23 protein-coding genes are annotated in these 26,404 nt (G+C 51.4%); 18 read left to right on the top strand and 5 right to left on the bottom strand.

Annotation, left to right across the window (positions count from 1 at the left end; genetic code table 11):
• Positions 1-113 precede the first annotated feature (113 nt).
• Both GNP95_RS16895 and GNP95_RS16890 read left to right on the top strand, forming a co-directional pair.
• Positions 114-2,417 carry a PAS domain S-box protein gene (locus tag GNP95_RS16895; RefSeq protein WP_155612041.1) on the top strand — a complete coding sequence of 768 codons (2,304 nt, stop codon included), beginning with the start codon at positions 114-116 and terminating at the stop codon, positions 2,415-2,417.
• Between the two features lie 243 nt (positions 2,418-2,660).
• Positions 2,661-4,121 (top strand): SulP family inorganic anion transporter, encoded by a 1,461-nt coding sequence (locus GNP95_RS16890; RefSeq protein WP_155612040.1) that lies wholly within the window; start codon positions 2,661-2,663, stop codon positions 4,119-4,121.
• A 54-nt stretch (positions 4,122-4,175) separates the two neighbouring features.
• Here GNP95_RS16890 and GNP95_RS16885 read toward each other — a convergent pair whose 3' ends face one another.
• Both GNP95_RS16885 and GNP95_RS16880 read right to left on the bottom strand, forming a co-directional pair.
• On the bottom strand, positions 4,176-4,478 hold the full coding sequence (locus tag GNP95_RS16885; RefSeq protein ID WP_155612039.1) for a hypothetical protein: 303 nt from the start codon (positions 4,476-4,478) through the stop codon (positions 4,176-4,178).
• A gap of 23 nt (positions 4,479-4,501) precedes the next feature.
• A complete protein-coding gene (locus tag GNP95_RS16880; protein WP_155612038.1) occupies positions 4,502-5,119 on the bottom strand; it encodes a TetR/AcrR family transcriptional regulator in 618 nt (205 codons plus the stop codon).
• A gap of 170 nt (positions 5,120-5,289) precedes the next feature.
• Between GNP95_RS16880 and GNP95_RS16875 the strand changes: the two genes are divergently transcribed.
• The 3 genes from GNP95_RS16875 (at position 5,290) to GNP95_RS16865 (ending at position 8,936) form a co-directional block, all read left to right on the top strand.
• Positions 5,290-7,554: an MMPL family transporter gene (locus GNP95_RS16875; protein WP_413773755.1), complete on the top strand. Its 2,265-nt coding sequence runs from the start codon at positions 5,290-5,292 to the stop codon at positions 7,552-7,554.
• Between the two features lie 80 nt (positions 7,555-7,634).
• Positions 7,635-8,351 (top strand): MBL fold metallo-hydrolase, encoded by a 717-nt coding sequence (locus tag GNP95_RS16870; protein WP_155612036.1) that lies wholly within the window; start codon positions 7,635-7,637, stop codon positions 8,349-8,351.
• A 21-nt stretch (positions 8,352-8,372) separates the two neighbouring features.
• A complete protein-coding gene (locus GNP95_RS16865) occupies positions 8,373-8,936 on the top strand; it encodes a TetR-like C-terminal domain-containing protein (protein ID WP_155612035.1) in 564 nt (187 codons plus the stop codon).
• A 412-nt stretch (positions 8,937-9,348) separates the two neighbouring features.
• Here GNP95_RS16865 and GNP95_RS16860 read toward each other — a convergent pair whose 3' ends face one another.
• The gene (locus GNP95_RS16860) at positions 9,349-9,918 is read right to left on the bottom strand and encodes a type II toxin-antitoxin system PemK/MazF family toxin (protein ID WP_155612034.1); all 570 of its coding nucleotides are present in this window, start codon (positions 9,916-9,918) and stop codon (positions 9,349-9,351) included.
• A gap of 225 nt (positions 9,919-10,143) precedes the next feature.
• Between GNP95_RS16860 and GNP95_RS16855 the strand changes: the two genes are divergently transcribed.
• Both GNP95_RS16855 and def read left to right on the top strand, forming a co-directional pair.
• Complete coding sequence (locus tag GNP95_RS16855) at positions 10,144-10,401, top strand: YqkE family protein (protein WP_155612033.1); 258 nt, start codon at positions 10,144-10,146, stop codon at positions 10,399-10,401.
• A 51-nt stretch (positions 10,402-10,452) separates the two neighbouring features.
• The gene (gene def / locus GNP95_RS16850; RefSeq protein WP_155612032.1) at positions 10,453-11,034 is read left to right on the top strand and encodes a peptide deformylase; all 582 of its coding nucleotides are present in this window, start codon (positions 10,453-10,455) and stop codon (positions 11,032-11,034) included.
• Between the two features lie 71 nt (positions 11,035-11,105).
• Here the strand turns inward: def and GNP95_RS16845 are convergent, their stop codons facing one another.
• Positions 11,106-12,029: an AEC family transporter gene (locus tag GNP95_RS16845; protein WP_155612031.1), complete on the bottom strand. Its 924-nt coding sequence runs from the start codon at positions 12,027-12,029 to the stop codon at positions 11,106-11,108.
• A 187-nt stretch (positions 12,030-12,216) separates the two neighbouring features.
• Between GNP95_RS16845 and GNP95_RS16840 the strand changes: the two genes are divergently transcribed.
• The 10 genes from GNP95_RS16840 (at position 12,217) to GNP95_RS16795 (ending at position 24,651) form a co-directional block, all read left to right on the top strand.
• Complete coding sequence (locus GNP95_RS16840; RefSeq protein WP_155612030.1) at positions 12,217-13,104, top strand: ABC transporter ATP-binding protein; 888 nt, start codon at positions 12,217-12,219, stop codon at positions 13,102-13,104.
• Positions 13,101-15,302 carry an ABC transporter permease gene (locus GNP95_RS16835; protein ID WP_155612029.1) on the top strand — a complete coding sequence of 734 codons (2,202 nt, stop codon included), beginning with the start codon at positions 13,101-13,103 and terminating at the stop codon, positions 15,300-15,302. Before GNP95_RS16840 ends, GNP95_RS16835 begins: the two co-directional genes overlap by 4 nt.
• Positions 15,286-16,008 carry a hypothetical protein gene (locus tag GNP95_RS16830; protein ID WP_155612028.1) on the top strand — a complete coding sequence of 241 codons (723 nt, stop codon included), beginning with the start codon at positions 15,286-15,288 and terminating at the stop codon, positions 16,006-16,008. Before GNP95_RS16835 ends, GNP95_RS16830 begins: the two co-directional genes overlap by 17 nt.
• A gap of 68 nt (positions 16,009-16,076) precedes the next feature.
• On the top strand, positions 16,077-16,706 hold the full coding sequence (locus tag GNP95_RS16825; RefSeq protein ID WP_155612027.1) for an RNA polymerase sigma factor: 630 nt from the start codon (positions 16,077-16,079) through the stop codon (positions 16,704-16,706).
• Positions 16,687-17,541, top strand: a complete 855-nt coding sequence (locus tag GNP95_RS16820; protein WP_155612026.1) for a hypothetical protein — start codon at positions 16,687-16,689, stop codon at positions 17,539-17,541. Before GNP95_RS16825 ends, GNP95_RS16820 begins: the two co-directional genes overlap by 20 nt.
• Complete coding sequence (locus tag GNP95_RS16815) at positions 17,528-18,388, top strand: ATP-binding cassette domain-containing protein (RefSeq protein ID WP_155612025.1); 861 nt, start codon at positions 17,528-17,530, stop codon at positions 18,386-18,388. Before GNP95_RS16820 ends, GNP95_RS16815 begins: the two co-directional genes overlap by 14 nt.
• Positions 18,389-18,699: 311 nt before the next feature.
• Positions 18,700-19,992 carry a homocysteine synthase gene (locus GNP95_RS16810; protein ID WP_155612024.1) on the top strand — a complete coding sequence of 431 codons (1,293 nt, stop codon included), beginning with the start codon at positions 18,700-18,702 and terminating at the stop codon, positions 19,990-19,992.
• A gap of 1,264 nt (positions 19,993-21,256) precedes the next feature.
• Positions 21,257-23,200, top strand: coding sequence for a heavy metal translocating P-type ATPase (locus tag GNP95_RS16805; protein ID WP_155612023.1), 1,944 nt, complete (start codon positions 21,257-21,259; stop codon positions 23,198-23,200).
• A 183-nt stretch (positions 23,201-23,383) separates the two neighbouring features.
• Positions 23,384-24,337 carry a thioredoxin-disulfide reductase gene (trxB, locus tag GNP95_RS16800; RefSeq protein WP_155612022.1) on the top strand — a complete coding sequence of 318 codons (954 nt, stop codon included), beginning with the start codon at positions 23,384-23,386 and terminating at the stop codon, positions 24,335-24,337.
• A 65-nt stretch (positions 24,338-24,402) separates the two neighbouring features.
• Positions 24,403-24,651 (top strand): glutaredoxin family protein, encoded by a 249-nt coding sequence (locus GNP95_RS16795; protein ID WP_155612021.1) that lies wholly within the window; start codon positions 24,403-24,405, stop codon positions 24,649-24,651.
• Positions 24,652-24,774: 123 nt separating this feature from the next.
• Here the strand turns inward: GNP95_RS16795 and GNP95_RS16790 are convergent, their stop codons facing one another.
• Positions 24,775-24,972 carry a hypothetical protein gene (locus GNP95_RS16790; RefSeq protein ID WP_155612020.1) on the bottom strand — a complete coding sequence of 66 codons (198 nt, stop codon included), beginning with the start codon at positions 24,970-24,972 and terminating at the stop codon, positions 24,775-24,777.
• A gap of 280 nt (positions 24,973-25,252) precedes the next feature.
• Between GNP95_RS16790 and GNP95_RS16785 the strand changes: the two genes are divergently transcribed.
• Positions 25,253-26,395 carry a transglutaminase domain-containing protein gene (locus GNP95_RS16785; RefSeq protein ID WP_230873875.1) on the top strand — a complete coding sequence of 381 codons (1,143 nt, stop codon included), beginning with the start codon at positions 25,253-25,255 and terminating at the stop codon, positions 26,393-26,395.
• Positions 26,396-26,404: the final 9 nt, after the last annotated feature.

Genomic DNA, 26,404 nt, shown 5'->3' with positions numbered 1-26,404 from the left:
TCAGTCTTCTTGAAAAGAGAAAATTCAACTATAATTATTTTCTGTATATCTTCATTTTTTTTCGACGTGAACTCACTTGATGTACGAACATCCTACTGGACGGAGGCAGAGACATGAGCATCAGGGAAGATGGACAGCTGTCTACTCACGGGCACCGGAAAGAGAACCCAAATCAGCGTGAAATTGGCCAGTACTACTACAAGCAAATCGTCAACCATGCAGGAGATATCATTTACTGCTGTGATGAAGAAGGGATATGCGAATATATCTCGCCGTCCGTAGAGCCTTCTCTCGGCTACGTCCCGGAGGAATTGCTGGGCCGCCGTCACACCGAACTATGCCATCCTGATGACCGGACTTTTACGATCCGGCGGGAGATGCTTCGCGGCGGGGGCAGAATCGAGCTGCGGCTTAAGCATAAAGATGGAAAATACGTGTGGTTCGAATTCAACATTACCCGGCTCGGCACCCGGGAAGGGCTGGAGAAGCCGGTCATTCTCGCCGTCGGCCGCGACATTTCAAAATGGAAATACGAGCGGGCGATTCTGTCTGAAACGATGCGCACCGCGTTAATCGGCAGCTGGGAATGGGATCTGACTAGGGATGAGATCGTCTTGTTCGATTACGTATATGAAATGTTCCATATTAAAAAGGGCTCCGTAGTTACAACCGCCCAGCTAGTAGAGCTGATACAGGAAAATGAGCGGAGGCAATTCATTGAAGCGATTCGGCGGGCAATGGAAAAAGGGAAGCTTGATTTCGAATTTCAATATAAATACGGGGATGGCGCGATAGGCTATTATTGCTTAAAAGGCATCGTAGCTTATGATGAGGATAAGAGGCCTGTCAAGATGAACGGAACCGTGCAGGACATTACGGAACGCAAAAATATCGAGCGTAAAATCCAGGAAACGGTTGAACGTTATACTTCATTAAAGAAGTATAATCATGACGCCGTATTCTCCCTTGACCTGGAGGGCAATATTATCAATGCGAATGTCATGGCTGTGAAGATGACCGGTTACGAAATTGAAGAAATGGCCGGCAAAAGCTTCTCGCGTTTTATCGGGGAGAAATACGTCCAGCGCATCCTGAAAGAGGCGATCAGCGATCCGAGCATCGAAAAGCTGATTGATAAGCTTCATACGAAGCAGGGCGAGACGGTAGAGGTATTGACGACGATCGCGCCGATTATTATCAATAATGAGAACGTAGGCTTCTATATTATCGCCAAAGATATTACCGAGCAAAAAAGACTGCTCATCGCCAAAGAAGCAGCCGAAAGCACAAACAAGGCCAAGAGCGAATTTCTGGCCATGATGAGCCATGAAATCCGCACGCCGATGAACGGAGTCATTGGCATGACGGATCTGCTGCTGGAAACGACAGAGCTGGATAACACCCAGAGGGAATATCTCAATATTATCCGCAAGAGCGGAGATACCCTGCTGAGCATTATCAACGATATCCTCGACTTTGCCAAAATCGAATCGGGAAAGACGGTGCTGCACAAGGAGCTGTTCGATATCCGCAAGTGTATTTCCGAGACGCTGGACGTGCTTACCCCTAGAGCTTATGAGAAAGGGCTGACGATGAAGTACGACGTCCATCCCGACGTTCCGGATGCCTTGATCGGTGATCCGGATCGCCTGAAACAAATATTTCTCAATTTGGTCGGGAATGCGGTGAAGTTCACCTTTAACGGCGGAGTATCGATATCGGTGGAGCTGCTGGAGAGGCAGGATCAATACGTCAAATTGAAGGTTATCGTCAAAGATACCGGAATCGGCATTCCCAAGGATAAAATATCGCATCTGTTCGAACCGTTCTCCCAGCTCGATCATTTCATGACGCGCAATTATGAGGGCACGGGGCTGGGGCTGGCAATTACCAAACGGCTGATTGGTCTGATGGACGGAGATATTTGGGTAGAGCCTGCGGATGGGTTGGGCGCTACTTTTGTATTTCATATCATGCTGAAAGAGCCCGTAAGGCAGACGGCAGCCGGCAAAGGGATGGACGGAGCTGGCCTGGACGGAACGCACGCGCAAAAGCTGAAAATTCTTGTAGCTGAAGATAATGAGATTAATCAGATCGTGCTGAAGAAAATGCTTGAACGGCTAGGCCATCACATTACGATCGTTTCGAACGGCATAGAAGTAATACAGAAAATTGCCTATGAACCGTTTGACCTTATTTTTATGGACGTGCATATGCCTGAGCTAAACGGGCTTGACGCGACACGGGTCATCAAGGAGACTGTGCCTGCAGACAAATGGCCGGTTATCGTCGCTGTCACCGCTAATGCCTTGAAGGGCGACAGAGAGAACTGCCTGAATGCGGGGATGGATGATTATATCAGCAAACCGATCAAGAGCACGACCATTGCGGAAATCATCGCCAAGTATTTTGGATAATCAGACAACTGAGCCGCATATAGTGAACAGCGCCTTGCATACGAACGATGCAGGGTGTTTTTTTTATGAAGGACAGAGAAGGGAGCAAATAGCTCCATTTTGAAGGAATAATAAGTATGCACGCTTTGTTAGCGTTTACATTCGGGCTGATTCAGTTGTGAAACAACGATTAAATTTTATATAATCGAGTTCGTGAGCGTTGCACCGGACCCCAATTTAAAGTACATAGGAGGATTACATCATTTGTTTAAAACACTAAATATTCGTGCGGCTTGGTTCTCGAACATACGTGCTGATCTGCTGTCTGGCCTGACGGTTGCTTTTGCCTTAATCCCCGAGGCGATCGCCTTCTCGTTACTGGCTGGAGTGAGCCCGATGGTAGGGCTGTATGCTTCATTTTTCATCGCCGTAGTGATTGCTTTTGCGGGGGGAAGGCCGGGAATGATCTCGGCAGCTACGGGGGCAATGGCGCTGTTGATGGGCGGCCTCGTTCGCGATTATGGCATTGAGTATCTCTTTGCAGCTACGATTCTCGCCGGCGTCATTCAAGTTATTCTCGGCGCTCTGCGGCTTGGAAAGCTGATTAACTTTTTGCCGCATTCCGTCATGGTAGGATTCGTAAATGCATTGGCGATCCTGATCTTTATGGCCCAGCTTCATTATTTTGCGGGCGAAGGCTGGGTGATGTACGCCCTAGTTGCACTGACTCTAGTTATTATTTATGTATTTCCCCGGATGACGAAGGCGTTTCCTTCAGCCTTGGCAGCGATTATCATCGTATCTGTGATTACGATGCTGCTTGGCCTGGACGTCAAGACGGTGGGAGACATGGGTACGATCACGAGCGCTTTGCCAGTGTTCCATCTTCCTGAGGTAGGCTTGACGTGGGACATGTTCAGGGTGATTTTTCCGGTATCTTTATCATTAGCCGTAGTTGGGCTGCTGGAGTCATTGATGACGGCGACTTTGATCGATGAAATCACCGATACGCCAAGCGATAAGAACCGCGAGATGAAGGGGCAGGGACTGGCTAACATCGTTACGGGCTTCTTCGGCGGGATGGCGGGCTGTGCTATGATTGGCCAGTCGATGATTAACGTCAAGTCCGGTGGACGAACCCGGCTGTCTACACTGGTGTCGGGCGTGGGCCTGCTGTTCCTCATCATCGTGCTCGGCGATGTCGTCAAAGCGGTCCCTATGGCAGCCCTGGTCGGCGTAATGTTCATGGTTTGCATAGGCACGTTCGATTGGGGTTATTTAAGATCCATGCGCCGGAAAATTCCATACTCGGAAAGCTTCGTAATGGTTGTTACCGTGGCGGCCGTCGTAGCCACGAACAATCTTTCCGTTGGTGTCGGCATAGGTGTATTACTCAGCGCGCTCATTTTTGCCTGGAGGATGGCCAAGATTCGGATTACTTCGGAAGAGCGGGCTGACTTCAAGCAATATACGGTGAAAGGGCAAATGTTCTTCGGCACCGTAACGGGCTTCCTGGATGAATTCAACGTATCGGACGACCCGAAGCATATCGTTATTGATTTCACGGGATCTCACGTGTGGGATCATTCCGCCGTCCAGGCTATTTCCAAAGTCATTGCGAAATACCAGGAGCAGGGCAAGAATGTACAGATCGTTGGGCTAAACAGGGAAAGTTCGGAGCTCGTTGACCGGGTTGGATTATTCGTTACCGGAGAACAGGGTTAATCTACAGAAAAAAGGCAGGTCCGCATACATGAATGCGGCCTGCCTTTAATATTTTTATAGGAGACGGAATCTTTCAAGCTGATCCTGCAGTCCTTCCCGGGTTAGAATTTCCACCTGCTTCGGACCAATCAAATCGAAGTGAGGATAAGCGTCCCGGCGATGAATGTATTTCGGGTTCAGCCCGTTATCCTCGCACCATGCCGCCAATCGCTCCAAATCATTGCACCCGACTTTGGTGACGGTCGTAATGCCCGGAAAGCGCGAATCCAGCCAGTAATGCGTCAAGTATGCAATTTCTCCTCGCGAGGCTCGCTGTTTCCAGGCGTTCAGCTCGTCCCGGGTGATCCCAAAGGCCATGGCTTTCATCCCTTTGCATGTCATTATTTGTGAATGCCCCTCCACAGAAAGGCTACGATTTTAGCTGCTGCTTCCTCATGCGACTCGAACAATGACTCATTATTCGAATAGCGCCGTTCGCCAATCCTCAGCATGGACACATATAAATGCGCTGTGAGAAAAGGGTCATCGCAGTGGATCTCCCCCTGCCTGGCGGCATCGGCGAAGCCGGTCTCCAGCGCCTCGTACAGGGAGTTCTCATGCTGGTTCAACTGATTATGCTGCTCCTCGGTCAAATGATGCTTCACCTTTTCCGCCATGCCGTCCATATGTATCTGCGGAACGCGCAAATAATTTTGGGCAATGAGCTCAAGCCGCTCCCGAAAAGAGCCTGGCTGAGCAAGCAGCGTCTCGATCCGCTGTCTCACATTGACGAGTACAGCGACCATCGAGGCCACGAACAGTTCGTTTTTGGTCGGAAAGTAATAATAGACGGAAGCTTTGGTTACGCCCGAATGCTGCGCAACCATATTCATGGAGACGGATTCGAAGCCTTTCTCCATAAACAGCTTAGAGGCTATGAATAAAATATGCTGCGAAGTAGGCAGCCCTTCCTGCTGTACGGGAGGCCTTCCCAAAGGCTTCTTATTCGGTGCTTTCATTAAGGTCACCTCAAATTACTTTACTGACGAATCATTATACCATAAGAAGCTGTTCAAATAATCATCTTTCCATGGACAGGCAGCAAATGAAAATAGACGATTGATAATTAACCTTCCGGTATATATAATTACTGTTATGATTTAAATCACGTTGACTCAAATTTGAAAATATGGAGATGAGAGAAGCGATGGAACAATTGCTGGAGCGGCTTGGCCGCTGGTTTGCGGGAAGCAAAACGAAATGGATTACCTTGGCAGTCTGGATTGTTCTCGTAGGAGCGCTGAGCGCGATCTGGCCGGGCGTTAACGAGAAGGAGGACAATAATGCGGCCAATCTAGAGGCGTCGATGCCCTCGGTACAGGCACAGCAGCTCGCTGAGCAGGAGTTCCCGAGCGATTCCGGGATCCCGGCATTGCTTGTCTGGCAGAGGAATACCGGGTTGACCGAGCAGGATTTCGGCAGCTTGCAGCAGCTTGCGGCTTGGCTGACGGACCATCCGCTTGCAGGACAGGAGGGGGTACCGCCCTTCCACCAAATGCCGCTGCCCGTGCTTCAGAAGCTGGCTTCCGAGGATGGAACGGCATTCGTGCTGCCGCTGTTCTTCAGCAAAGAAGCGGACACGGATACCATCGAGGCGGGCATGAAGCAAATCCGGGAACAGTCGAAGGAAATATTTGCCGCCGATCCGTTTGCGGTAAGCATTGGTGATGGAGAAGATCTATCGGCAAGGGTGTCTGGCCCGGCAGGTATTTCAATTGATGCGGTCGGATTGTTCTCGAGCGCAGACGTTTCGCTGCTTATTGCTACAGTGCTGCTCGTACTCGTGCTGCTGCTGCTCATTTACAGATCTCCGATATTAGCGATGATTCCTTTGATCGGGGTAGGCTTTGCCTACGGGGCGGCCAGCCCGATTCTCGGTAAAATGTCCGATATGGGCTGGATCACCGTCGATTCGCAGGGAATTTCCATCATGACGGTACTGTTGTTCGGCGCAGGAACGGACTATTGCTTGTTCATGATTTCGCGTTTCCGTCAAGTTCTCGGAGAAGAACGTGATAAGACGAAGGCGCTTGTCCGCACATTCAAAGACTCCGCCGGAGCGGTTGCAATGAGCGGCTTCACCGTCGTCATTGCCTTGCTTGCGCTTTTATTCGCCAAATACGGCGCGGTACACCGGTTTGCGGTGCCGTTCAGCTTATCGATCCTGATTATGGGCGCAGCCAGTCTGACGCTAGTTCCTGCGCTGCTAGCTATCTTTGGTCGTGGCTCTTTCTATCCGTTCGTGCCCCGTACACCGGAAATGATTGCCGAAAGAGCCCGGAAGAAAGGCAAGCCTGTTCCGGCCATTTCCCCGGCAGCAGCCAAGCAGCAGGGGGGCCTGATCGGCCGGGCGGTAACGCGCCGCCCATGGCTTATCATTGCGATCACCGTCATATTTCTGGGCGCCTGCGCACTGAATGCCACCCGGATCGAATATACCGTGGACTTATTGTCGACGTTTCCCGAGAGCAGCCCGTCACGGGAAGGCTTTGCCGTTATCGGCGACAAGTTTACCCCAGGCGAACTGGCTCCGATTAAGCTTATGGTCAATACGGAAGGGAAGGACGTGCCTCTGAAAGAGACGTTCTCCGCTCTTGCTTACGTTAGCAAAGTGTCGGAGGCGGCAGAAGGGAGCGGTAACCCGGATATTAAAGCTATAGATATCGAACTGAATCTGAATCCGTATTCCAATGAAGCGATGGCGCTTCTTCCAGAGCTGCGGGAGACAGCAGAAAAAATGCTTCAGACAGCTGGCATTACTGCACCGGAAGAGCAGGTATGGATTTCGGGGCAGACGGCGACCCAATATGATACGGAGCTGACGAATCAACGCGATACGGCCGTCATCATTCCGATCGTCATCGGGCTGATCGCGCTGCTGCTGCTCTTGTATCTGCGCTCCGTCGTGGCGATGCTGTATCTCGTTCTGACCGTTGTATTGTCCTATTTCTCAGCGCTGGGTCTCGGCTGGTTCGTCATTCATGATTTAATGGGCACCACGGCGATACAGGGGCTTATTCCGCTTTATGCGTTCGCTTTCCTTGTAGCCCTCGGCGAGGACTATAACATATTTATGATCTCCAGCATCTGGCGCAAGAGCAGAACGATGCCGCTGAAGCAGGCGATTCGGGACGGAGTGACGGAGACGGGCGGCGTCATCACATCAGCCGGGCTGATTCTGGCTGGAACGTTTGCCGTACTGGCAACGCTGCCGATTCAGGCGCTCGTTCAGTTCGGCATCATCTCGGCAATCGGCATTTTGCTGGATACGTTCATCGTTCGTCCATTCCTTGTGCCATCCATTACGATGGTACTGGGCCGCTTCTCCTTCTGGCCGGGACGAGGTCCAAAGAAACCGCAGGCTGAGCAAGGCGAGCCGTATTCGGCAAGTTAAAAAAATAATGCTTGCAAAACTAATGCCATTAGTTAAAATAAAAACTAATGGTATTAGTTTATGTGGAGGAGCGTGTTCGGATGAGGATCATTCAACGTGAATATTTAAGGCAATTAACGTTTATGCCCAGAGTGTTTCCGGTAAATTGTTATCTGGTTGAGGAGGAGGAGAGCCTTACTTTAGTAGATGCCGCTCTTCCATATAGTGCGGCCGGAATCATGCAGGCGGTCAAGTATAGCGGCAAACCGCTGGCGCGAATCGTATTGACCCATGCCCATGATGACCATGTCGGGGCTTTGGATAAATTGAAGGCGAGCTTTCCAGAGGCAGAGGTATATATATCCGAGCGTGATGCGCTGCTGCTTGCTGGCGACCGAAGCCTTCAGCCCGGCGAGCCGCAGATGCCGATCCGGGGCGGGGTGCCCAAATCCGTCAAGACCCGGGCGGATCATCTCGTCCGCGAAGGAGACAGCATCGGCTCCCTGCAGGCCATTGCTGCTCCCGGCCACACACCGGGTTCGATCTCGCTGCTCGACATGAGAACAAGGACACTGCTCGTCGGCGATGCTTTCCACACAAGAGGAGGGCTTACCGTGTCGGGACATCTGCGTCTAAGCTTTCCTTTTCCGGCGCTGGCTACATGGAATAAAGAGGCCGCAGTCGCAAGCGCGGTCAGGCTGGCGGAGCTTCGGCCCGCCCTAATTGGGGCAGGGCATGGAGAGATGCTGAATGACCCGGACAGAGCGATGCAGGCAGCGATACTGGCGGCGCGACGCCAAATGGAGCGAAATAATTAGAACTTATGAGGAGGGTTCATCATGCCACCAAGACCTGGTCTTGATACCCATACAGTATTGATGGCTGCGGTGGAGATTGCCGACCAGCAGGGCGTTCAGGCCGTAACGATCGCTTCGGTCGCAGCCGCCCTAGGAGTTCGTTCTCCATCGCTGTATAACCATATCCGCGGACTCGAAGAGCTGAAAGCCCTGCTTGCCCTGTATGCCCTGGAACAGCTCTATAGCAGTGTTCATGAAGCAGTGGAAGGGCTGGCGGGAAAGCAGGGGCTTGTATGTTTTGCCCACGCCTATATCCGCTTTGCCCGCCTGCATCCCGGACTGTACGAGAGCGCCCAGCTTATGCCGCAAGGGATGAACCGGGAGGGAATCGGGCTGGCGAAGGAACGTGTTGTTGATCTGGTGCTGCAGCTTCTAGAGCCTTACGGGCTTCCGCAGGAGGATGCCCTGCATGCAGTTCGCGGACTGCGGAGTTTGATTCATGGCTTCGCCGCGCTGGAGAAACTAGGCGGCTTCGGCCTGCCGCTATCTGTGGAGGAGAGCCTGGACTTCAATTTGCGGGTTTTTCTCATGGGGCTGGCGCAATAATTTGGTTAGAGTACAACGGGTTTGGTTAAATATTACACAAGGGAAAACAAAATAATCCCCGCAAGGAAGGAGCTTCCCTGCGGGGTGAATTTGCCCACGACCAGGTGGGCGACATAGATTATTATGTGCAGAACACAAGCGCAACATGACACCTGTGAATTAAGATTCCTAATAATAATACGAAAGAGGAGCCGAGGCTCCTCTTCTGACTCAATACACGTAGAACGTGTGAGTTTATCCACGACGAGGTGGATGACATAATAAAACTCTACGAACAAATCACTTGTTAACATATTAACCTTTTTCCAGCCGTATGTCAATTCTTTTTGATCATTTTTTTTTCCATTTTCACTTCTATCATTGCGTCTAATTGCGTCCTGCAATCGTGAGCGCAAAGCGCCCCTGCAAGCCCCTAGAAGCCCAGCGTCCATTTCAGCCGGTTTTCCAGGCGGTTCATATCCTCTTCATCCAGATTACCGAGGTGCTCCTTTAAGCGTATTTTGCTGACAGACGTAGCTTCTTCCGTTTTGGCAGCGGAATCGAAGGCAAGGAAGTCATATTTGCTTTTGAACAGAAAATAATGACTCTGAAAACGCGGAATCGGTTTGCCTTCCTTCGTTAAAACCGGTTGGCCGGTTTTCGGGCTGGTGCGCGTTTTTAAATTTTTTGTGAGCGGTACGACAATAACGTTGCCAGACGTAGAGTTTACCGTATTGTTCGATACGACGACGACAGGCCGCTCTTCGTTTTGCTCGCAGCCGATATTTTCTCCGAAGTTACAAAAATGTACTGCACCCCGGGCCATTCTCCGTTTCATTTGCACCTTCTCATGCTCAATCCAGTATTGCGCCATTTCGATTTTGACGGGTTTCCAGGCGTTGATCTGCTCCTCTTTCAATTTTTGCAGTGCTCTGACGCGGGCGCTGGGCTGGGATGCAGCTCTATTCACAGCATGATGATTGTTTTCCTGCTCGTTTCTCATACGATCTCTCCTCCAAGCCTTGGGAATGGACATATTGTAGAATTACACACGTTTGCCCTGATCCTAAACAAATATTGTCAAAATTTTTAATAAAGATTGAATCGGAAGAAAATCAACTTGAAGCCGGGAAGAAGGATTGTTGACAAATAAATTTGACCGTATGATACTTTAGGCAGGCATGAACCATGAACTTAAGAGGAAGTCAGAAATAGAGGTGAACCGAGAATGGCCAAGAGAAGAGATTCCAAGCCTTCGACTGCTTCCAAGGGAGATAAGCCTGCGACGCTTAAAGATCTGCTAGGGGCGGATACAATCAGCAAGCTTAAAGAACAGGCCGCGAAGCTGGAGCGTGAGCAAGAGGAGCATAAGGCTGCTGCCCGAAAGCAGGCGGAAGAGGCTCGTAGAGCGGAGCAGAAAAGATTGGAGAGCAATTTTGAGTATTTGCTGAATAACAGCGACATGGATTGGCATAAATACAAATAAGCTCAGATTGGCGCATAAATCTGGTAATAAAGGTGGATGAGTGGTTCATTTATGAGTAAATTCAATAGAGACTATTTGATTACTATGGACGATATCGTAAGAGAGGGCAATGACATTCTCCGGGTGGTCACAGAGCCTGTTAGCATTCCGCCAACGGAGGAAGACCAAGAAGAGATGGCAGCGATGCTGCAATTTTTGAAGAACAGCCAGGACCCTGAAATGTCCAAAAAATACAAGCTTCGGGCCGGTGTTGGACTATCGGCTAACCAGATTGGCCTCAACAAACGGATGTTTGCTGCCTATCTCAACGATGATCACGGACAATCCCGGGAATATGCCCTCTATAATCCGAAAATTATCAGCCATTCCGAAGCGATGATCTATTTGCCGGAGAGCGAGGGCTGCCTGTCTGTCGACAGGTCCGTTCAGGGATTTGTACCCCGCTATGAGAAGGTGCAGGTCAGGGCCTATGATGGGGAAGGCAATGAGGTGAAGCTGCGCTTCAAAGGTTTTGACGCGATCGTCATGCAGCATGAAATCGATCATTTGAACGGAATCATGTTCTACGACCATATCAATAAAGAGCATCCATACAAGCTGCCGAGCGGCGTGACTATCGCAAGCTTGTATTAGGATTTGCTTCAGCATTTAAAGAAGACCAACCCGTATTTAGCGGGTTGGTCTTTTGGTATTCCCCCCTGGCTTTACTGCAGCAGGACGATCAGAACCGGTAAAGTGATAAAGGAGGCGATCGTCGTCCACAGTACGCATTTGGATACCGTCTGCGGCGAGGCGCCGAATTTCTCGGCGAGCGCTGAAGCGTTCACTGCGGCAGGCATACAGGCGAGGATGAACAATACGGCGAACAGCACGCCGTCGATTTGCAGCAGCCAAAGGGCGAGCAGGGCGACTATAGGCGACAGCAGCATCCGGGTGGCGATGCCGGCTCGGAATGCCCGTTTGGAGCCGGCATTCATCGGAACGCCGGCTACGCCAACCATCTGGGCGCCAAGGATGGCAAGCACGACGGGGGAATAAGCGGCCGCAGCCATCGAGATGCCCTGAGCGATGCCGAAGGGCAGTGACAATCCGGTAGTTCTGAGCAAAATCGCGGCAGCGGCTGCATATATGGAGGGCAAGGTAAATACCGATTTCACCGCTTGCTTCATGGAAAAGCTGGAGCGTGCCGCCAAATACACGCCTATCGTATTCACAATGATCATTTGGCCGATGACGTATACGGAGGCCTTGTCCAGTCCAAGCTGGCCGAAGGCGAGCAGAACGAGCGGCAGGCCGTAGTTTACACTATTTGTAAACGTCGCAACGAGGGTGAGCCCCGCTTTTTCATCGGACGGAAGCTTTAGAAGCCGGCCTGCCACAGCGGCGACCAGCCAGAGCAGTATAAGGTTCAGCAGCGAGAAGCCAAGCGTCTGATAAATGTCTTGATATGAGATATCCGCCTTGGCCAGGGTCTCCAGGATCAAGGCCGGGTTCAGAAAATACAGGTAGAGCGTAACCAGCGGTCTGGTATCGAGCTTCTGAAATCGCTTGAGGAGTGCCCCCGAAATGACGGGAATTGAGATCGGCACGATGACTTGCAGCATGGTGTTTAGGACAGAATACAGCATCAATAATCTCCCTCCAGCCGAGTAGGGACGGCTATATAGACTCTAGCAAAAATTCCGCCAGCGGTCTAAGAAAAAATAAATCTGCGTGAAGCGCGAACTTTTTGATCCGCTATCCCGTTACAGTAGCAGAAGCCAACCGCGCGGGGTTATTCATTACATTACTGTTATGAAATGAGGAAATGATGGCATGATCAAGATCAATCATTTGTATAAAATGTACCGGAAGGGCCATATGGCGCTGGATGACGTCAATTTGACGATCGGCGAGGGCATGGTCGGCCTTCTCGGGCCTAATGGCGCAGGGAAAACCTCGCTGATGCGCATCCTGGCTACTTTGATCCGTCCGAGCTCGGGAGACGCATTGATTCATGGAGTATCGCTGAAAAACGCGGAGGACATCCGGAAAATGATCGGGTATTTGCCGCAGCAGTTTCAAGTGTATCCGCAACTGACCGGAGCGGAATTTTTGGATTATGTCGCTGTAATGAAGGGAATGAGCGATCCGCGCAAGCGCAAAGCGGAAATTTCCCGCCTGCTGGAGGAGGTCAACCTTGCGGAGAAGGGAAATAAGCGCATCCGCACGTATTCCGGCGGCATGAGAAGGCGTCTTGGAATTGCTCAGGCGCTGCTTGGCTCCCCCCAGGTGCTGATCGTCGACGAGCCGACTGCCGGGTTGGACCCGGAGGAGCGCGTGCGCTTCCGCAATCTGCTTACGCGGTTTAGCCTGGGCCGGATTGTGCTGCTGTCCACGCATATCGTTGCGGACATTGAGAGCAACTGCCGGCAGATCGCCGTGCTTGATCGGGGGGAAGTCCGTTTTTCTGGGGATTTGACGCGCTTGCAGACCGCCGGCGAAGGCAAGGTATGGGAAGGGATCGTTGAAGAAGGCCTGTTCGCTAAGCTGGACCCGATGTCCATCGTATCCACCCGGCGCACGGATGACGGGCTGCTCTGCCGGATCATCGCCGATGCCCCGCCTATAGATATGGATGCCGCCGTAGTTCGTCCTACCCTGGAGGATGGCTATTTAGCGCTGCTAAGGTCTTCTCAGGAGGAAGGAGCGGGCCAGCGATGATGAAATGGAAGCGCCAATTTGCGCTGGAATGGAATCATATTTTTCGCAATCCTTGGCTGATGGGACTGCCGGCCCTTTACGGGGTACTATATGCATGGTTTCTGTCGGCGGTCTCGCCGCTGAACAATTTTTTTAACGAGGCCTACAGCTTTCATGCTCTGGTTCAAACACTTACGCTGGGTATCGTCATGCTCCTGGGCATTCTGGCCATTCGCCGCGACATTAGGCGGCCCGCTTACGAGTGGAGTACGGGGCTGCCTTTGGCCTACGGAATGCGGATTACGGCGAAATTTGCTGCAGCCATGGCATATTTAACCTTGTTTTCCCTGCTCGCTGCCGGTTTGTTTGTCGCTTTCTCCTATGGCAGAGGGATCGAATCTGCGGTCAACATCTCTCACGGCGTTTATTTCTTTGTATCTTATGAAATCTCGTATGTCGTGACGCTGGCGCTGGCCATGCTCCTTGCCGTTTGCCTGCAGAATCGGGTCGTCTATTTGATCGGCTTCTGCGCCTGGATGTTCGGGACGTTTTTCATGCAGCTATTTATTGTAGAAAGGTATAATTTATATATACTGCGCACATTTCACTTGAGCGAGCTGTTCGTTGAAGGGACGCGGGGATATGAACTATGGGGTTATGGGACTGATATCGATGAAATGATAAGATCGGGATTATTCGTCTTGGCATTCGCGGCGCTGCTGCTGACCGCTGCCGTGACAATTCTTAACCTGCTGCGTCCGACCAAGCATGGGGCGCGTTTGTGGTTCACCGCGGGGCTATCCGTACTGCTCGCCTGTGCAGCTTGTGCCCCCTACGGTTTACTGTGGAGTGACAGGTATAGCAGCTATAACGCTAAAATCAATGACGAGACCATTCTGGACATCGTTAGTTTCTGGGATGAACCAACGGAAATGTTTGAGGTTGCGAATTATGACCTTGTATTGGAGAAAGCGGAAAATGGCGTATTATTCGGCACGGCCCGGCTGGAAATTCCGGCTTCGGCCCTTATATCTCAAGGCAAGGAAGAAATAACGCTGACACTCAACCGGCTTTTTAGCGTTAGTGAAGTGAAGGCGAACGGTGATCCTGTATCTTTTACCCGGCAAGGTGATTTGCTGTCGCTGCCCAGGAGTGATGCGCCGGAACAGCGGGAGAGCGTAAGCCTGGAGATCCGCTATTCGGGAAAGGTTGCGGAAGACAATGGAAAAGGCCTGTATCACGCTCTTGTCCAACGGGACAATGTGCTGCTGCCGAGGGATTTTGTCTGGTATCCGTTTCCCGGCATGCGGCACGTCTATATGAAGGAGGATTGGTCCAACACGCTGCAGCTCGGCTCGATGTATAAAGAAATGCCTTTTCCTGCGGCCGAGTATCGGCTAACGGTCAAAGGCTTCGATTCGAAACTCTATACAAGCTTGCCGGAACTTGAGATGCAGGGAAATAACGGTAAGCTGCTTGGCGCTGACTTCAAAATGCAAGTGTTTCAGGGGTTCGGCAAGGACGGCATCAGCTTATTCGGCGGGCCGTTTGTTGAGGTTAGTGTTCCATCGCTGCCAAGCCGGATCATTACGACACCGAGCAGCAGGGCGCTAGCTGAGCATGTCTTGCAGGAGTGGAGCGGATACTACCGTTACTTCGCCTCATGGGTAGCGGATTTTGAACCGAAAATTCAACAGGTTGGTTATTTCGTAACCAAGCAGATGATGAACGATAGGAGCGAGAACGGAATGTACTTGATCTTTGCAAGTCACAGCGGGGATAACGGCTATGCTGGTTTGCTGATGACCGAAATGCTGCTAGGGACGCGAAAGGGCTCTTTTCAAATCGAGAATATGAGGAAGGACATCCGTCTGCCCCTGCGCAGCTTAATGTGGTACGTTTATTATAGAGAAGCCGAGGGGCTCAGCCATAAGGACATAGAGAATGGAATGGCCGATTTCCGCATGCTTGGCGCGCTATTCCATACGGATAGCAATGAGGATCCCGACAATTTGGGCGGCCGCATGGCTGAAGAGGCAGGTAAGGCGATCGATGCGGGAAAAATCAGCCAAGTGAAGGAAATACTGAATTACTTCTATACTCAGGGGATGGAAATACCGCTGGAGGAGCCGGACGGCCCAGCTCAAGCGAGCCCCATTCCTTACGAAGCCTGGGAACGGGAGTGGGAGAGGGTGATGGGACATGAAAACGGAGCTTAAGGCGCTGGGCAGTCAGGTGCGTCTTGATTTGAGCATCGGGAAGCAGCCGCTGTTCCTGCTCACGCTGCTTATTTATTTCACCTACTGGGCGGCCATCTGGCTGGCCGATCCATACCGCCCTCAGACTGTAAATTATTATGCGGAAATGGGAATGTTCCCGATCGTTATTATGCTCACCGTCCTGCTGTTTGAGCGGGAAATCGGCGGGGGAAGCATGGAGGTCATCGCCACCTATCCCGTATCCCTCCGGCTTATGGCCGTGAGAAAGTGGATACTCGCTCTCGTACTCGCCGCGCTGGCGGGACTGGGCTGGATGGCTATGTACCGGATGAAGTTCGGCGGTATCGTGAACGTCATGCATCCCTGGAATGGCGGTGAGGCCGTATCCCGGCAGGCAGGGTACCTGCCGCTTCTGCTGCAGACGCTGCCGGCCTATATGCTGCTTGCTTCCGTGGCCGTGCTGGGCATCGCCTGGTTCCAGAAGCTTTACGGCGGTTTAATGATTGCCTTTGCCCTATGGATACTTGATACGGTGAGCGCCGGACGCATTCTTGGAGGCTTTACGCTGTATACGGCGTATTTGACGGAAGGCTCCTCATTTATAGCTAACCGCGTTAGTTTGCTTGTTCTTGCCGGCTCTTTATTGCTGCTGGCCGGAGGGGTTATGGGCAGCCGGGAACGCTGGATCGGCAGAGAAGAGGAGTAGAGCTAACAAGAGCCATAGAGCCCAATAATCTTATTGTTTAGTCACAAAAAAGAGAGAGGGGGGGAGCAATGATTTCCGATCAGCAATTAACAGAGCGGGTGGCCTTAGGGGAACAGGATGCTTTCGAGCTTCTAGTTACCCGCTATCATGGACCTCTGCTGAATTACGTGACCCAGCAGTTGAAGGACCGCGGGAAAGCCGAGGATATCGTCCAGGAGACGTTCATCCGGCTCATCCGGCACCTGCGGCAGCATGGAGGGATGGAGCAGCTGCGGGCGTGGCTCTACAAAGTGGCGCTGAATTTATGCCGGGATTATTGGCGCAGTGCCGCCTATCGCTCGGAGTATACCGCTGCCGAGGATATTCCGGATGATGCCGATCCTGCCCCGGGAGCCGAAGAGATGCTGGAAAGGAAGGAAATGTCCAAGCAGATTGCAGCTACCTTGGAATATTTGCCGGATATCCAGCAGGAAGTGGTTAGGATGCGCTTCTTCCATGATTTGAAGCTGCAGGAGATCGCGGAGCTGAAGGAAATCCCCCTTAGCTCCGTCAAATCGCATTTATACGGAGCCTTGCGCAAGTTGAAGCGCTTGCTGCTCAAAGGCTCCGAGCCGGATTTATCATCCCCGCATGCGGGGAGCCGAAACCGAAGGAATAAGGATAAGGAGGCGCAGCTGCATGAATCACTTTATCGATGAAGAGCTGGAAAAGCTGGAGGAAGAACTGCGGGAGCCGCTGCGGCGCGCGATAGCCCCCCCGCCGTCCCCGGCGGAGACCGCGGAGCTGATTCGCAGGCTGCAGCCGGAATTTGATGCACTCAAGGCGGATCATGCCTTGGAATCGCTTCAGTTCAATGAGCAGGTGGAAGCTCCAACCCTGAGAAAGCTGCTGCGAAGCCAATTCCGCCTGAATCGCAAATCGTTAATTATGTCCAGTTCGGCGGTATTTTTGATGCTGATTCTTCTCGTCGATCCGGGCCAGCCCGTAAAGTCTATTGGCGTTCTGCCGTCTTCTTTGTTTCCGGTTATCACGCCGCTCATGCTGATCGCATCCATGCTGTTCAGCTACCGGACCTGGAATTCCGGAATGCGTTCGATTGAGAGCATTACTCCTTATCCTCCGGCACTTGTCATGTACAGCCGTATGCTCATGGTTATCGCCCTGATCGTCGTATGGGCCTTCATGAGCTCGCTGGTCGTCAGCATACGCATCTTCCAGGCCGGCGAATTTGTCTTGCCGCTGGGGCCCTTTCTGCTGCAATGGCTCGGCATTACGCTGCTGACAAGCGGAGCGGCCATGTACGTTCTCTTTCGCAAAGGAATTTATTACGCGCTAGCCAGCGCTCTGGCCGTATATGTGCTGTGGTTCATTTACATTGATAATTCCCAATCTTACTTTCTTCGGGTCGAGTACCGGGCAATAATCGATGGACTGCTGCTGGCAGCAGGAGTTGTGCTGCTGTTACGCTCTTATTACCGCAGCCGCAAAGTGAAATTCGAGGTAGGCGCAGGTGCAGGACATGATATCCATTGACTATGTTCGGCAGCCTGTCGGCACGTTTACGCTGGAGATTGAACAGCTGCGCCTATATCCGGGACTGACGCTGCTTGTCGGTCCTAACGGAGCCGGAAAGTCGACGCTGCTTAGGCTGCTCGCTACAGTGGACAAACCGCGGAAGGGCCGGATCGCGTATCAGGGCCGGGAAACGGCCGATCACCTGCCGCTCATCCGCAGCCAGATCGGCTACGTTCCATCGGACATCGAGCTGTATGAGGAGATGACGACGTACAAACTGCTTATGTACCTTGCCGAGCTGAAGGGGGTGTTCCAAACCGAGCTGGTCGACCGCCTGATTCGTGACTTTCGGCTGGAGACGTACCGCAATACCCGGATTAAACGGCTATCGATCGGCGTACAGAGAAGGATTGCCATCGTTCAGTCTCTGCTGGCCCAGCCGAAATTCCTCTTTCTTGACGAGCCGCTAAACGCGCTGGATTCAGGGGAGCGGAAAATGGCCATAACATATTTGACCCGCTATGCGCTAGGGCGGGTCGTCGTTGCCGCCGTCCATGAATTGAATGAGTGGGAGGCGGCGGCGAACCGCATACTATGGCTTGAGAACGGCGGAATTCGTTTTGAGGGCGGTGCAGCAGAATGGAAGTGGGATCTTCCTTCAAAGGTTTGGGAGGGAACGGTGACAAGCGAGCAAATGCGTGAGTTCCCGGAGCAGCGGGTTATTTTTATGAGGGAAACGGAGGCGGGGCTTTTTGTAAGGGTTGTCGCGGAACGCGTTCCTTTTCTAGGCCTGGCCGAGGTGCTGCCGTCTATGGAGGATGCCTATTTCATCCGCAAATTTTCTGTGAATTCCCAGAGCAGATAGCTATCCACATGTGCATAACCTTAAATTAGGAGGGAATCAGGGGTACTTAGCGGTCGATCATGTGAATATGTTGACGATTCCCGCCCTGCTCTTCGGAAATTATGAACAGTATGCACATATTCATGCACATATGAACAAATTAGTCGCGGTTTTCAGCCGTCGGCTTATTTGTTGTCCACAGCAGATCGAGAAAATGAATAATTCATAGGAATTTTATCGGATTTGGTATTTTCAAACGCTTCATTATGTGAGAGAATATGAAAAAACAATGACATCCTTTTGGGTATGCAAATTTAAAGGAGGATTTAACTATGTCTGAAGAGCGTCAACTCGGTCTTGAAACACTTGCGGTTCATGCGGGTCAGGAAATTGATCCCACTACTTATTCTCGCGCGGTACCGCTGTATCAAACAACATCCTATGGCTTCCGCGATACGGAGCATGCGGCCAATTTGTTCGGACTGAAGGAATTTGGCAACATTTACTCCCGTATTATGAACCCGACGAACGATGTGTTCGAGAAAAGAATCGCGGCGCTCGAAGGCGGCGTGGGCGCACTTGCCACCAGCTCCGGTCAGGCAGCGATTACGTTCTCGATCCTGAATATCGCAGGTGCCGGGGATGAAATCGTCTCCTCCGCAACATTGTACGGCGGAACGTATAATCTGTTCTCTACTACGCTAGCGAAGCTGGGAATCAAAGTGACTTTCGTGGACTCGTCCAACCCGGAAAATTTCCGCGCGGCGATCACAGATAAGACCAAAGCTCTGTATGCAGAGACAATCGGTAATCCGAAGGGCGATGTCCTCGATATCGAAGCGGTAGCCGCGATTGCTCATGAGCACGGCATTCCGCTTATCGTAGACAACACCTTCCCAAGCCCGTACCTGCTGCAGCCGATTAAGCACGGGGCAGACATTGTTGTGCACTCAGCCACGAAGTTCATCGGCGGACACGGCACTTCCATTGGCGGCGTCATCGTTGACGGCGGGAAGTTCGACTGGAAGGCCAGCGGCAAATTCCCGGGGCTGACCGAGCCGGATCCAAGCTACAACGGCGTTGTCTATACGGAAGCGCTTGGCCCGCTGGCTTACATTATTAAAGCCCGCGTACAACTGCAGCGTGACCTGGGCGCATCCTTGTCTCCATTTAACGCTTGGCTGCTTCTTCAGGGTCTGGAGACGCTGCATCTGCGCGTAGAACGCCATAGTGAGAACGCGCTTAAGGTAGCGAAGCATTTGGAGGGTCATCCAAATGTCGAATGGGTCAGCTATGCTGGACTTCCTAGCCATGAATCCTATGCGCTTGCCCAGAAATATCTGCCAAAGGGCCAAGGTGCAATCCTGACCTTTGGAATCAAGGGCGGTGTAGAAGCTGGCCGCAAGCTGATCAACAGCGTGAAATTGTTCTCTCATTTGGCCAACGTTGGCGATTCCAAATCCTTGATCATTCATCCGGCAAGCACAACGCATCTGCAGCTGTCTCCGGAGGAGCAATTGTCGGCAGGCGTTACTCCTGGACTCATTCGCCTGTCTATCGGCACAGAGTCGATTGAAGATATCCTCTATGATCTCGATCAAGCGATTGCGGCAAGCCAGGCCTAATCATCTGTTTATATCCTGTTAGAGCTATGCGAGTTTAAACGCTGCTCCCGAAGGTTTGTCATCAAGCCTTGGGAGCAGCTTTTTTAATTGGGCAATAGCACCGTTTATGAATTCAGCATTATTGGTGGTGGCAGCGGCGGGCAGCAGTTGGGCAGCTGTGGGGCTGCAACGGCAGTGAGAGTATTAGGCGTGACATGGCGATTGCGGTGGCTATTATGGCTGCAATGATTATAGTGACTACAGTGACTAGTAGCTGCAATGACTAAATAGTGACTGAGAGTAACTAAAGTGATTGTAGTGATTGTAGTGATTGTAGTGATTGTAGTGATTGTAGTGACTGTAGTGACTGAAATGACTGTAAGTGACTGTAAGTGACTGTAAGTGACTTTAATGACTCCAAAGGATTGTAAGGACGATAGCAGCTCTAGTGACTACAATACTGCATGACTATAGCAGTTATAGGCAGCTTAAGCACTCGATGGCACAAGCAGCTTAAATAGCTGAACTGTCAAGGGTGGTACTGTTAGTGAGGTTTAGTAATTATCGTGGCAGGAGTTTTTAGTGGCAGTGATTAACTTGGAATTTACGATACTAACTGCATTTGTTGCAGTAAGAATGAGGTGTTTTTCAACGACACTATAACTAACTGTATTTCTTACAATTAAATTAGTCGATTACGGGTTGCGATGGTGAAAAGGGACATTTTAGATGTAAGAAATACATTTATAATACAATATTGCTCGGAATGAAGCTAAATAGATGTATGAAATACAGTTAGTCTCAATGAAGATCCACCTCAGCAAAAAACCACCTCTAGCCAACTCTCCCAACAGCTAAAATTCACCTAGCCAAACTGCCACCCCGAACACCCCAACACCCCAACACCCCAACACCCCGAACACCCCAACACCCCAACACCCCAACACCCCAACACCCCAACACCCCAACATCCCCTACATGCCCGGCTCACCCACCTGTCTCCCCGCTAAAAACCTACTCAGCAGCTATCAGAATGATGGAGAGAGGACAACGGTCTGTCTCTCACAAACGAATTTGTCTACTCACCTATTTACATAAAGCGAAAAAAGGCTTAAAATGAATCTAAAGTTTCACTGAGGAAAAATTATTGTTCTGATGCAAAAATGATTATCGTTCTCAATTACATGCTGCTCCGGGATTTTCCCGGGGCAGCATGTGCCATTTTAAGGGCATTAACAATAGTATTCATTCTCAATTAGATACCACATCAAGGGAGGAGATTTATATGCAAGCGATACACAAAAGAGTTAACGCAATCCAGCAGTCCGCGTCCGCGAATTCGCCGGATCCGCGGAGACGGCGGCGCCAGTCGCTGCTTCTCATGCTGAAACATCGGGAGATTATTATTGCGCTGGGCAGTGGCGTGCTTATGTTAACGGCTTGGGGAGTAGGATCGTTCTCGCAAACAATATCCGTGCTGCTCTACATTGCCGCTTATTTTACGGGAGGATTCCTGAAAGCCAAAGAAGGGCTAGAGACGTTAATCAAAGATCGCGATCTGGACGTGAATCTGCTGATGATCGCCGCGGCGCTGGGAGCTGCCTCTATTGGCTACTGGAATGAAGGCGCGATGCTCATCTTCATTTTCGCCTTGAGCGGCGCGCTGGAGTCCTTTGCCAGCGAACGCAGCCATAAGGATATCTCCGAGCTGATCTCCTTAAAACCGGAAACTGCGGTAAAGGTGAGCCAGGACGGGATGAAGGTCGTTCCTGTGGAAGAATTGGCGATCGGCGACCTTCTGCTCGTGAAGCCGGGCGAGGTAATTCCCGCGGACGGAGTAGTGCAAAGCGGCAGTTCGGCCGTCAACCAAGCTGCCATTACCGGGGAATCGATACCGGTGGATAAAGCGCTGGGCGACAGCGTGTTTGCCGGAACATTGAACGGAGAAGGAGCTCTGTATGTTGAAGTAACGAGTCCGGCAGAAGGAACTCTCTTTGCCAAAATTATCGCACTCGTCGAGCAGGCACAGAATGAGACGCCGGAGTCTCAACGCTTCATCAAACGGCTGGAAGGCATTTATGCCAAAACTATCGTGGCAGCGACAGCAGCGCTTATTCTGCTTGCTCCACTTATGCTTGGCTGGAGCTGGTCGTTTACTTTTTATAAAGCGATGGTCTTCCTCGTCGTGGCTTCGCCTTGCGCTCTGGTCTCATCTGTGATGCCAGCCATGCTATCGGCGATGTCCAAGAGCGCTAGAAAGGGCGTCCTCTTCAAGGGGGGAGCGCATATGGACAATTTGGGCAACACGAAGGTAGTGGCTTTCGACAAGACGGGCACGTTAACGGCCGGGCAGCCGGTCGTCACCGAATTGTTCGTTGCTGACGGCTATGACCGCTTGGATGTGCTTGCGGCTTGCGCTTCCGCTGAAAGCTTGTCTGAGCATCCGCTTGCCAAGGCGATCGTAAACAAGGCAATCAGCGAAGGTCTGCAGATCAAGGAGGCTGAGGATATGAGAGCCATTACTGGCTGGGGCATCGAGGCCAGAGTGAATGGACGGATGTGGCGCATTGGCAAGGCTAGTGAGCAGGACGCCGCCATGCCGGCCGCATTGATGGAGCGGCTGAAGATGTTGGTAGGAGAGGGCAATACCGTCTCGCTGATTATGCAGGACAATGATTATGTGGGCCTGGTTGCTCTGCAGGACGTCATTCGCCCTCAGGCGGTTGCCGCAATCTCCAGGCTGCGCGAGATGGGGATTGCCACGGTGATGCTGACGGGAGACCGTAGCGGGACGGCTGAGGCTATAGCGAGAGAGGCTGGCGTGGATCAGGTGTTTGGCGATTTACTGCCGGAGGATAAGGTAGATCATGTTCGAAGCCTCCGGGAAAAGCACGGACATATCGTGATGGTCGGCGACGGCGTCAACGATGCCCCAGCCCTTGCATCCGCCACGGTCGGCATGGCCATGGGCACGGGCGGAACAGGAGCCGCGCTTGAGGTGGCGGATGTCGTGCTGATGAACGATAATTTGGAAATGGTTGCGGAGACCGTAGCATTGGCTCGCCGCGCCCGCAGAATCGTGAAGCAAAATCTCGTGTTTGCCGCGGCCGTCATTCTGACGTTAATCATAGGCAACTTTGTTCAAGGCATATCGCTTCCGCTCGGCGTGATTGGGCATGAGGGCAGCACGCTTCTCGTCATTTTGAACGGGCTGCGCCTGCTTCGTTGAAGCAGGGCAGTTCCTTCCCGGATTCATAGATCCTTCATGCAACCTTCACGGAACACGGCTAACGCAAATATTGACCTTAATTAATCATTACTTGATAATAAAGATTAGGAACTGTAATCAAAATGAATAAATAGATATGCGGCACTCATATTAAATTATTGCCTTGAAGGAGGATGTAATAAGATGTATAAATCCATTATTATCGGAACGGGCCCGGCAGGGCTGACCGCGGCGATTTACCTGGCCCGCGCGAACCTGAAGCCGCTCGTTATTGAAGGGCCTCAGCCTGGAGGCCAGCTGACGACGACGACGGATGTAGAGAACTTCCCCGGCTTCCCGGAAGGAATCATGGGGCCTGAGCTGATGGATAATATGCGCAAGCAAGCGGAGCGTTTCGGCGCTGAATTCCGCATGGGATGGGTGAACTCGGTCGATATGAGCAGCCGTCCGTTCAAACTTCAAGTGGAGGGCATTGGGGAGCTGGTGTCCGAAACACTAGTAATTTCGACGGGAGCTACCGCCAAATATCTTGGAATTCCGGGCGAGCAGGACAATGTGGGCCGCGGCGTAAGCACCTGCGCGACCTGCGATGGATTTTTCTTCCGCGGGAAGGAAATCATCGTCATCGGCGGGGGCGACTCTGCGTTGGAAGAAGCAGGCTTCTTGACAAGATTCGCCTCCAAGGTAACGCTGGTTCACCGCCGGGACGAACTGCGCGGCTCGAAGATTATGCAGGACCGCGTGCGCGCCAATGAGAAGGTAGAATGGGCGCTGAACCGGACGCCGATTGAAGTCCTGACGAACGAAATGGGCGTAACCGGGCTTAAAGTACGCAATAATGCGACCGGGGAAGAGGAAGTTATCCCGGCCAGCGGTGTATTCGTAGCGATTGGGCATCACCCGAACACCGGCTTCTTGGGTGGTCAAATCGATACGGATGAGAATGGCTATATCATTGTGAAGCCGGGAACGTCCGAGACGAACGTGCCGGGTGTGTTCGCTTGCGGCGACGTCCAGGATACCCGTTACCGCCAGGCTATTACGGCTGCGGGAAGCGGCTGTATGGCAGCGATCGATTGCGAGAAATTCATAGAAAGCCTGGAGCATGAGGCAGCTACAGCTGCAGCTGCGAAATAACAGATAACTATTTGATAATAGATATATAGAATAGATAAACCCGGGTAGGGAATAGGAGAAATCATATGAGTCAAGTTATCGTATATACGAGCACGAACTGTCCGAACTGCCATCGGGTTAAGAACTACCTTGCGGAGCGTGGCGTTTCATACGAGGAGCGCAACGTGCAGAGAAACAAGGAGTTCGCTCAGCAGGTATTGGATATGGGAATACAAGTCGTTCCGGTCACAGTTATAGGCGAGCAGCGCATTCCTGGATTAAACAAGCTTCAATTTGATAAGGCATTAGCCGAGCATGCATTGCTTCAAGCCTAAGGCTGAAAACCATGGCTTCCAATTCAAGGATGCCGAATCTAAATAAGAACAAGAAGAGGAGAACGGTTAGCCCGTTCTCCTCTTATATTCCATAGATGCGAAGACAAAGTTGTGTACGTTGTGTTAGATGATCAAGCCGGCAACAAACTGGAATACGACATAACTAACAATTCCGCTGCCGATCAGAATGAGCCCGCTCTTCTTCCGCCCTTGGAACAGGCGCAGCAAACCTAAGCTGCCTAGCGGGGCAATGATCAGGATAAAAAACATCACAGTAATAAAAAGTTCAACGGAAATGTCCGATATATTTACTATAGTCATATACTTGTCTCTCCGTTCCTAATATGGCTGGTCGCGCAATGATATTTATCACACTATTTAATATGTTTTATATTATACCTAAACTGCCATCCATTTAAAAGGAAATCGTTTAGGAAATTAAGGCATTTTAGCGTCTTTTTTGTCATGTGGACACAAAGTTGAAGGCAGCGGCAGGAGACTGGGGATTCGACAAAACTAGAAGCCCTTTTCATATTAGGTTATGTTACAATGGGCTTGAACTAACGGGAAAAGCTATATTTTTATACAGAAGGGTTGGGATATGATGAAGCAGCAAATCGCAAAACGATGGATTACGGCTGGAATTGCAAGTGCAATTGTGTTTGGTGCCGTACCGCCGGTCGTCGGTTATAGTGAAGTATACGCTCAATCGGAAATCGCTGCAGATAACGTAGCCGTAACCTCTTCAACGGAGCTTCAATCCGTCTTAGCCGAGCTTATGGGAGCCAGGAAAACGAGCATCACTTTGAAATATCAGGGCGCGACGAGCAACCTGAAGGATATTTTGAAGGAAGCTGTAAACGGGGCGCTGGAGAGCGATCCTTACACCAAGTATGTCGTTGACCGTTATACATATTCGTGGAAAGGAACCTCCGGTTCGGCCAAGATCACCTTTCAAGTATACTACCGGGAGACGGCAGAGCAGTCGGCTTACGTTGACGAGAGGGTAAAGGCGATTTTGAAGGAAATATTGAAGCCTGGCATGAATGACCATCAGAAAATAAAAGTGATTCACGACTATGTCGTGTTAAATATGAAATATGACGAGAAGCTGCAGAAATATACCGCATATGAAGGCTTGAAAACAGGCGAAGCGGTATGCCAGGGATATACGCTGCTAACGTACAAGCTCCTGCAGCAGGCGGGAATCAACAATCGAATCGTCGAAGGCAGTGCGGGCGGCCAATTGCACGCCTGGAACCTCGTATATTTGGGAGGACATTGGTACCATCTTGATACGACATGGGATGATCCTGCCCCGGATATGCCGGGTGTCGTTAAATATGGTTACTATATGCGGACGGACGAGCAAATGAGAAAGACGCATACCTGGAATAACATATATCCGGCTGCAAAGCAATCCTATCGTCAGACGCTCGGATCGCTAATTGCAGCAGGCGGCCAAGCGGCTGCCGGACTGCAGGAGCTGGAGAAGCAGCTGGAATATACGCTGTACCGCCCGGATGCTGCCCTTAGCACGGCCCAGGGAATTCAAGCTCAGGTCAAGCAGGCAAACGCCAGCAAACAGCAGACGGTAACGATCCGCTATGCCGGCTCAGAGCGGCAGCTCGTCGATCATTTAGGAAGCCTGTATGATCTTGGCCTCAGCCATATTTCTTATCTGGCCGAACCGCTGGAAGGCACTCATGATCTGCGGGTCGAAATTCATTGGAAGAATAATTGAGTTAGCTAT

Origin of the sequence: Paenibacillus woosongensis (assembly GCF_009725165.1) — a bacterium.
GTDB classification, from domain to species: domain Bacteria; phylum Bacillota; class Bacilli; order Paenibacillales; family Paenibacillaceae; genus Fontibacillus; species Fontibacillus woosongensis.
The sequence above is the reverse complement of the archived record's forward strand: the minus strand, read 5'-3'. Positions and strand labels throughout refer to the sequence as shown.

Coding starts and splice junctions, on each gene's coding strand:
- GNP95_RS16875 (WP_413773755.1), top strand. CDS start 5,290: ATGGAGATGAGAGAAGCGATGGAACAATTGCTGGAGCGGCTTGGCCGC.
- GNP95_RS16855 (WP_155612033.1), top strand. CDS start 10,144: ATGGCCAAGAGAAGAGATTCCAAGCCTTCGACTGCTTCCAAGGGAGAT.
- GNP95_RS16805 (WP_155612023.1), top strand. CDS start 21,257: ATGCAAGCGATACACAAAAGAGTTAACGCAATCCAGCAGTCCGCGTCC.
- GNP95_RS16845 (WP_155612031.1), bottom strand. CDS start 12,029: ATGCTGTATTCTGTCCTAAACACCATGCTGCAAGTCATCGTGCCGATC.
- GNP95_RS16830 (WP_155612028.1), top strand. CDS start 15,286: ATGAAAACGGAGCTTAAGGCGCTGGGCAGTCAGGTGCGTCTTGATTTG.
- GNP95_RS16860 (WP_155612034.1), bottom strand. CDS start 9,918: ATGAGAAACGAGCAGGAAAACAATCATCATGCTGTGAATAGAGCTGCA.
- GNP95_RS16810 (WP_155612024.1), top strand. CDS start 18,700: ATGTCTGAAGAGCGTCAACTCGGTCTTGAAACACTTGCGGTTCATGCG.
- GNP95_RS16825 (WP_155612027.1), top strand. CDS start 16,077: ATGATTTCCGATCAGCAATTAACAGAGCGGGTGGCCTTAGGGGAACAG.
- GNP95_RS16865 (WP_155612035.1), top strand. CDS start 8,373: ATGCCACCAAGACCTGGTCTTGATACCCATACAGTATTGATGGCTGCG.
- GNP95_RS16885 (WP_155612039.1), bottom strand. CDS start 4,478: ATGGCCTTTGGGATCACCCGGGACGAGCTGAACGCCTGGAAACAGCGA.
- GNP95_RS16785 (WP_230873875.1), top strand. CDS start 25,253: ATGATGAAGCAGCAAATCGCAAAACGATGGATTACGGCTGGAATTGCA.
- GNP95_RS16835 (WP_155612029.1), top strand. CDS start 13,101: ATGATGAAATGGAAGCGCCAATTTGCGCTGGAATGGAATCATATTTTT.
- GNP95_RS16895 (WP_155612041.1), top strand. CDS start 114: ATGAGCATCAGGGAAGATGGACAGCTGTCTACTCACGGGCACCGGAAA.
- GNP95_RS16880 (WP_155612038.1), bottom strand. CDS start 5,119: ATGAAAGCACCGAATAAGAAGCCTTTGGGAAGGCCTCCCGTACAGCAG.
- GNP95_RS16870 (WP_155612036.1), top strand. CDS start 7,635: ATGAGGATCATTCAACGTGAATATTTAAGGCAATTAACGTTTATGCCC.
- trxB (WP_155612022.1), top strand. CDS start 23,384: ATGTATAAATCCATTATTATCGGAACGGGCCCGGCAGGGCTGACCGCG.
- GNP95_RS16820 (WP_155612026.1), top strand. CDS start 16,687: ATGAATCACTTTATCGATGAAGAGCTGGAAAAGCTGGAGGAAGAACTG.
- GNP95_RS16815 (WP_155612025.1), top strand. CDS start 17,528: ATGATATCCATTGACTATGTTCGGCAGCCTGTCGGCACGTTTACGCTG.
- GNP95_RS16790 (WP_155612020.1), bottom strand. CDS start 24,972: ATGACTATAGTAAATATATCGGACATTTCCGTTGAACTTTTTATTACT.
- GNP95_RS16840 (WP_155612030.1), top strand. CDS start 12,217: ATGATCAAGATCAATCATTTGTATAAAATGTACCGGAAGGGCCATATG.
- def (WP_155612032.1), top strand. CDS start 10,453: ATGAGTAAATTCAATAGAGACTATTTGATTACTATGGACGATATCGTA.
- GNP95_RS16795 (WP_155612021.1), top strand. CDS start 24,403: ATGAGTCAAGTTATCGTATATACGAGCACGAACTGTCCGAACTGCCAT.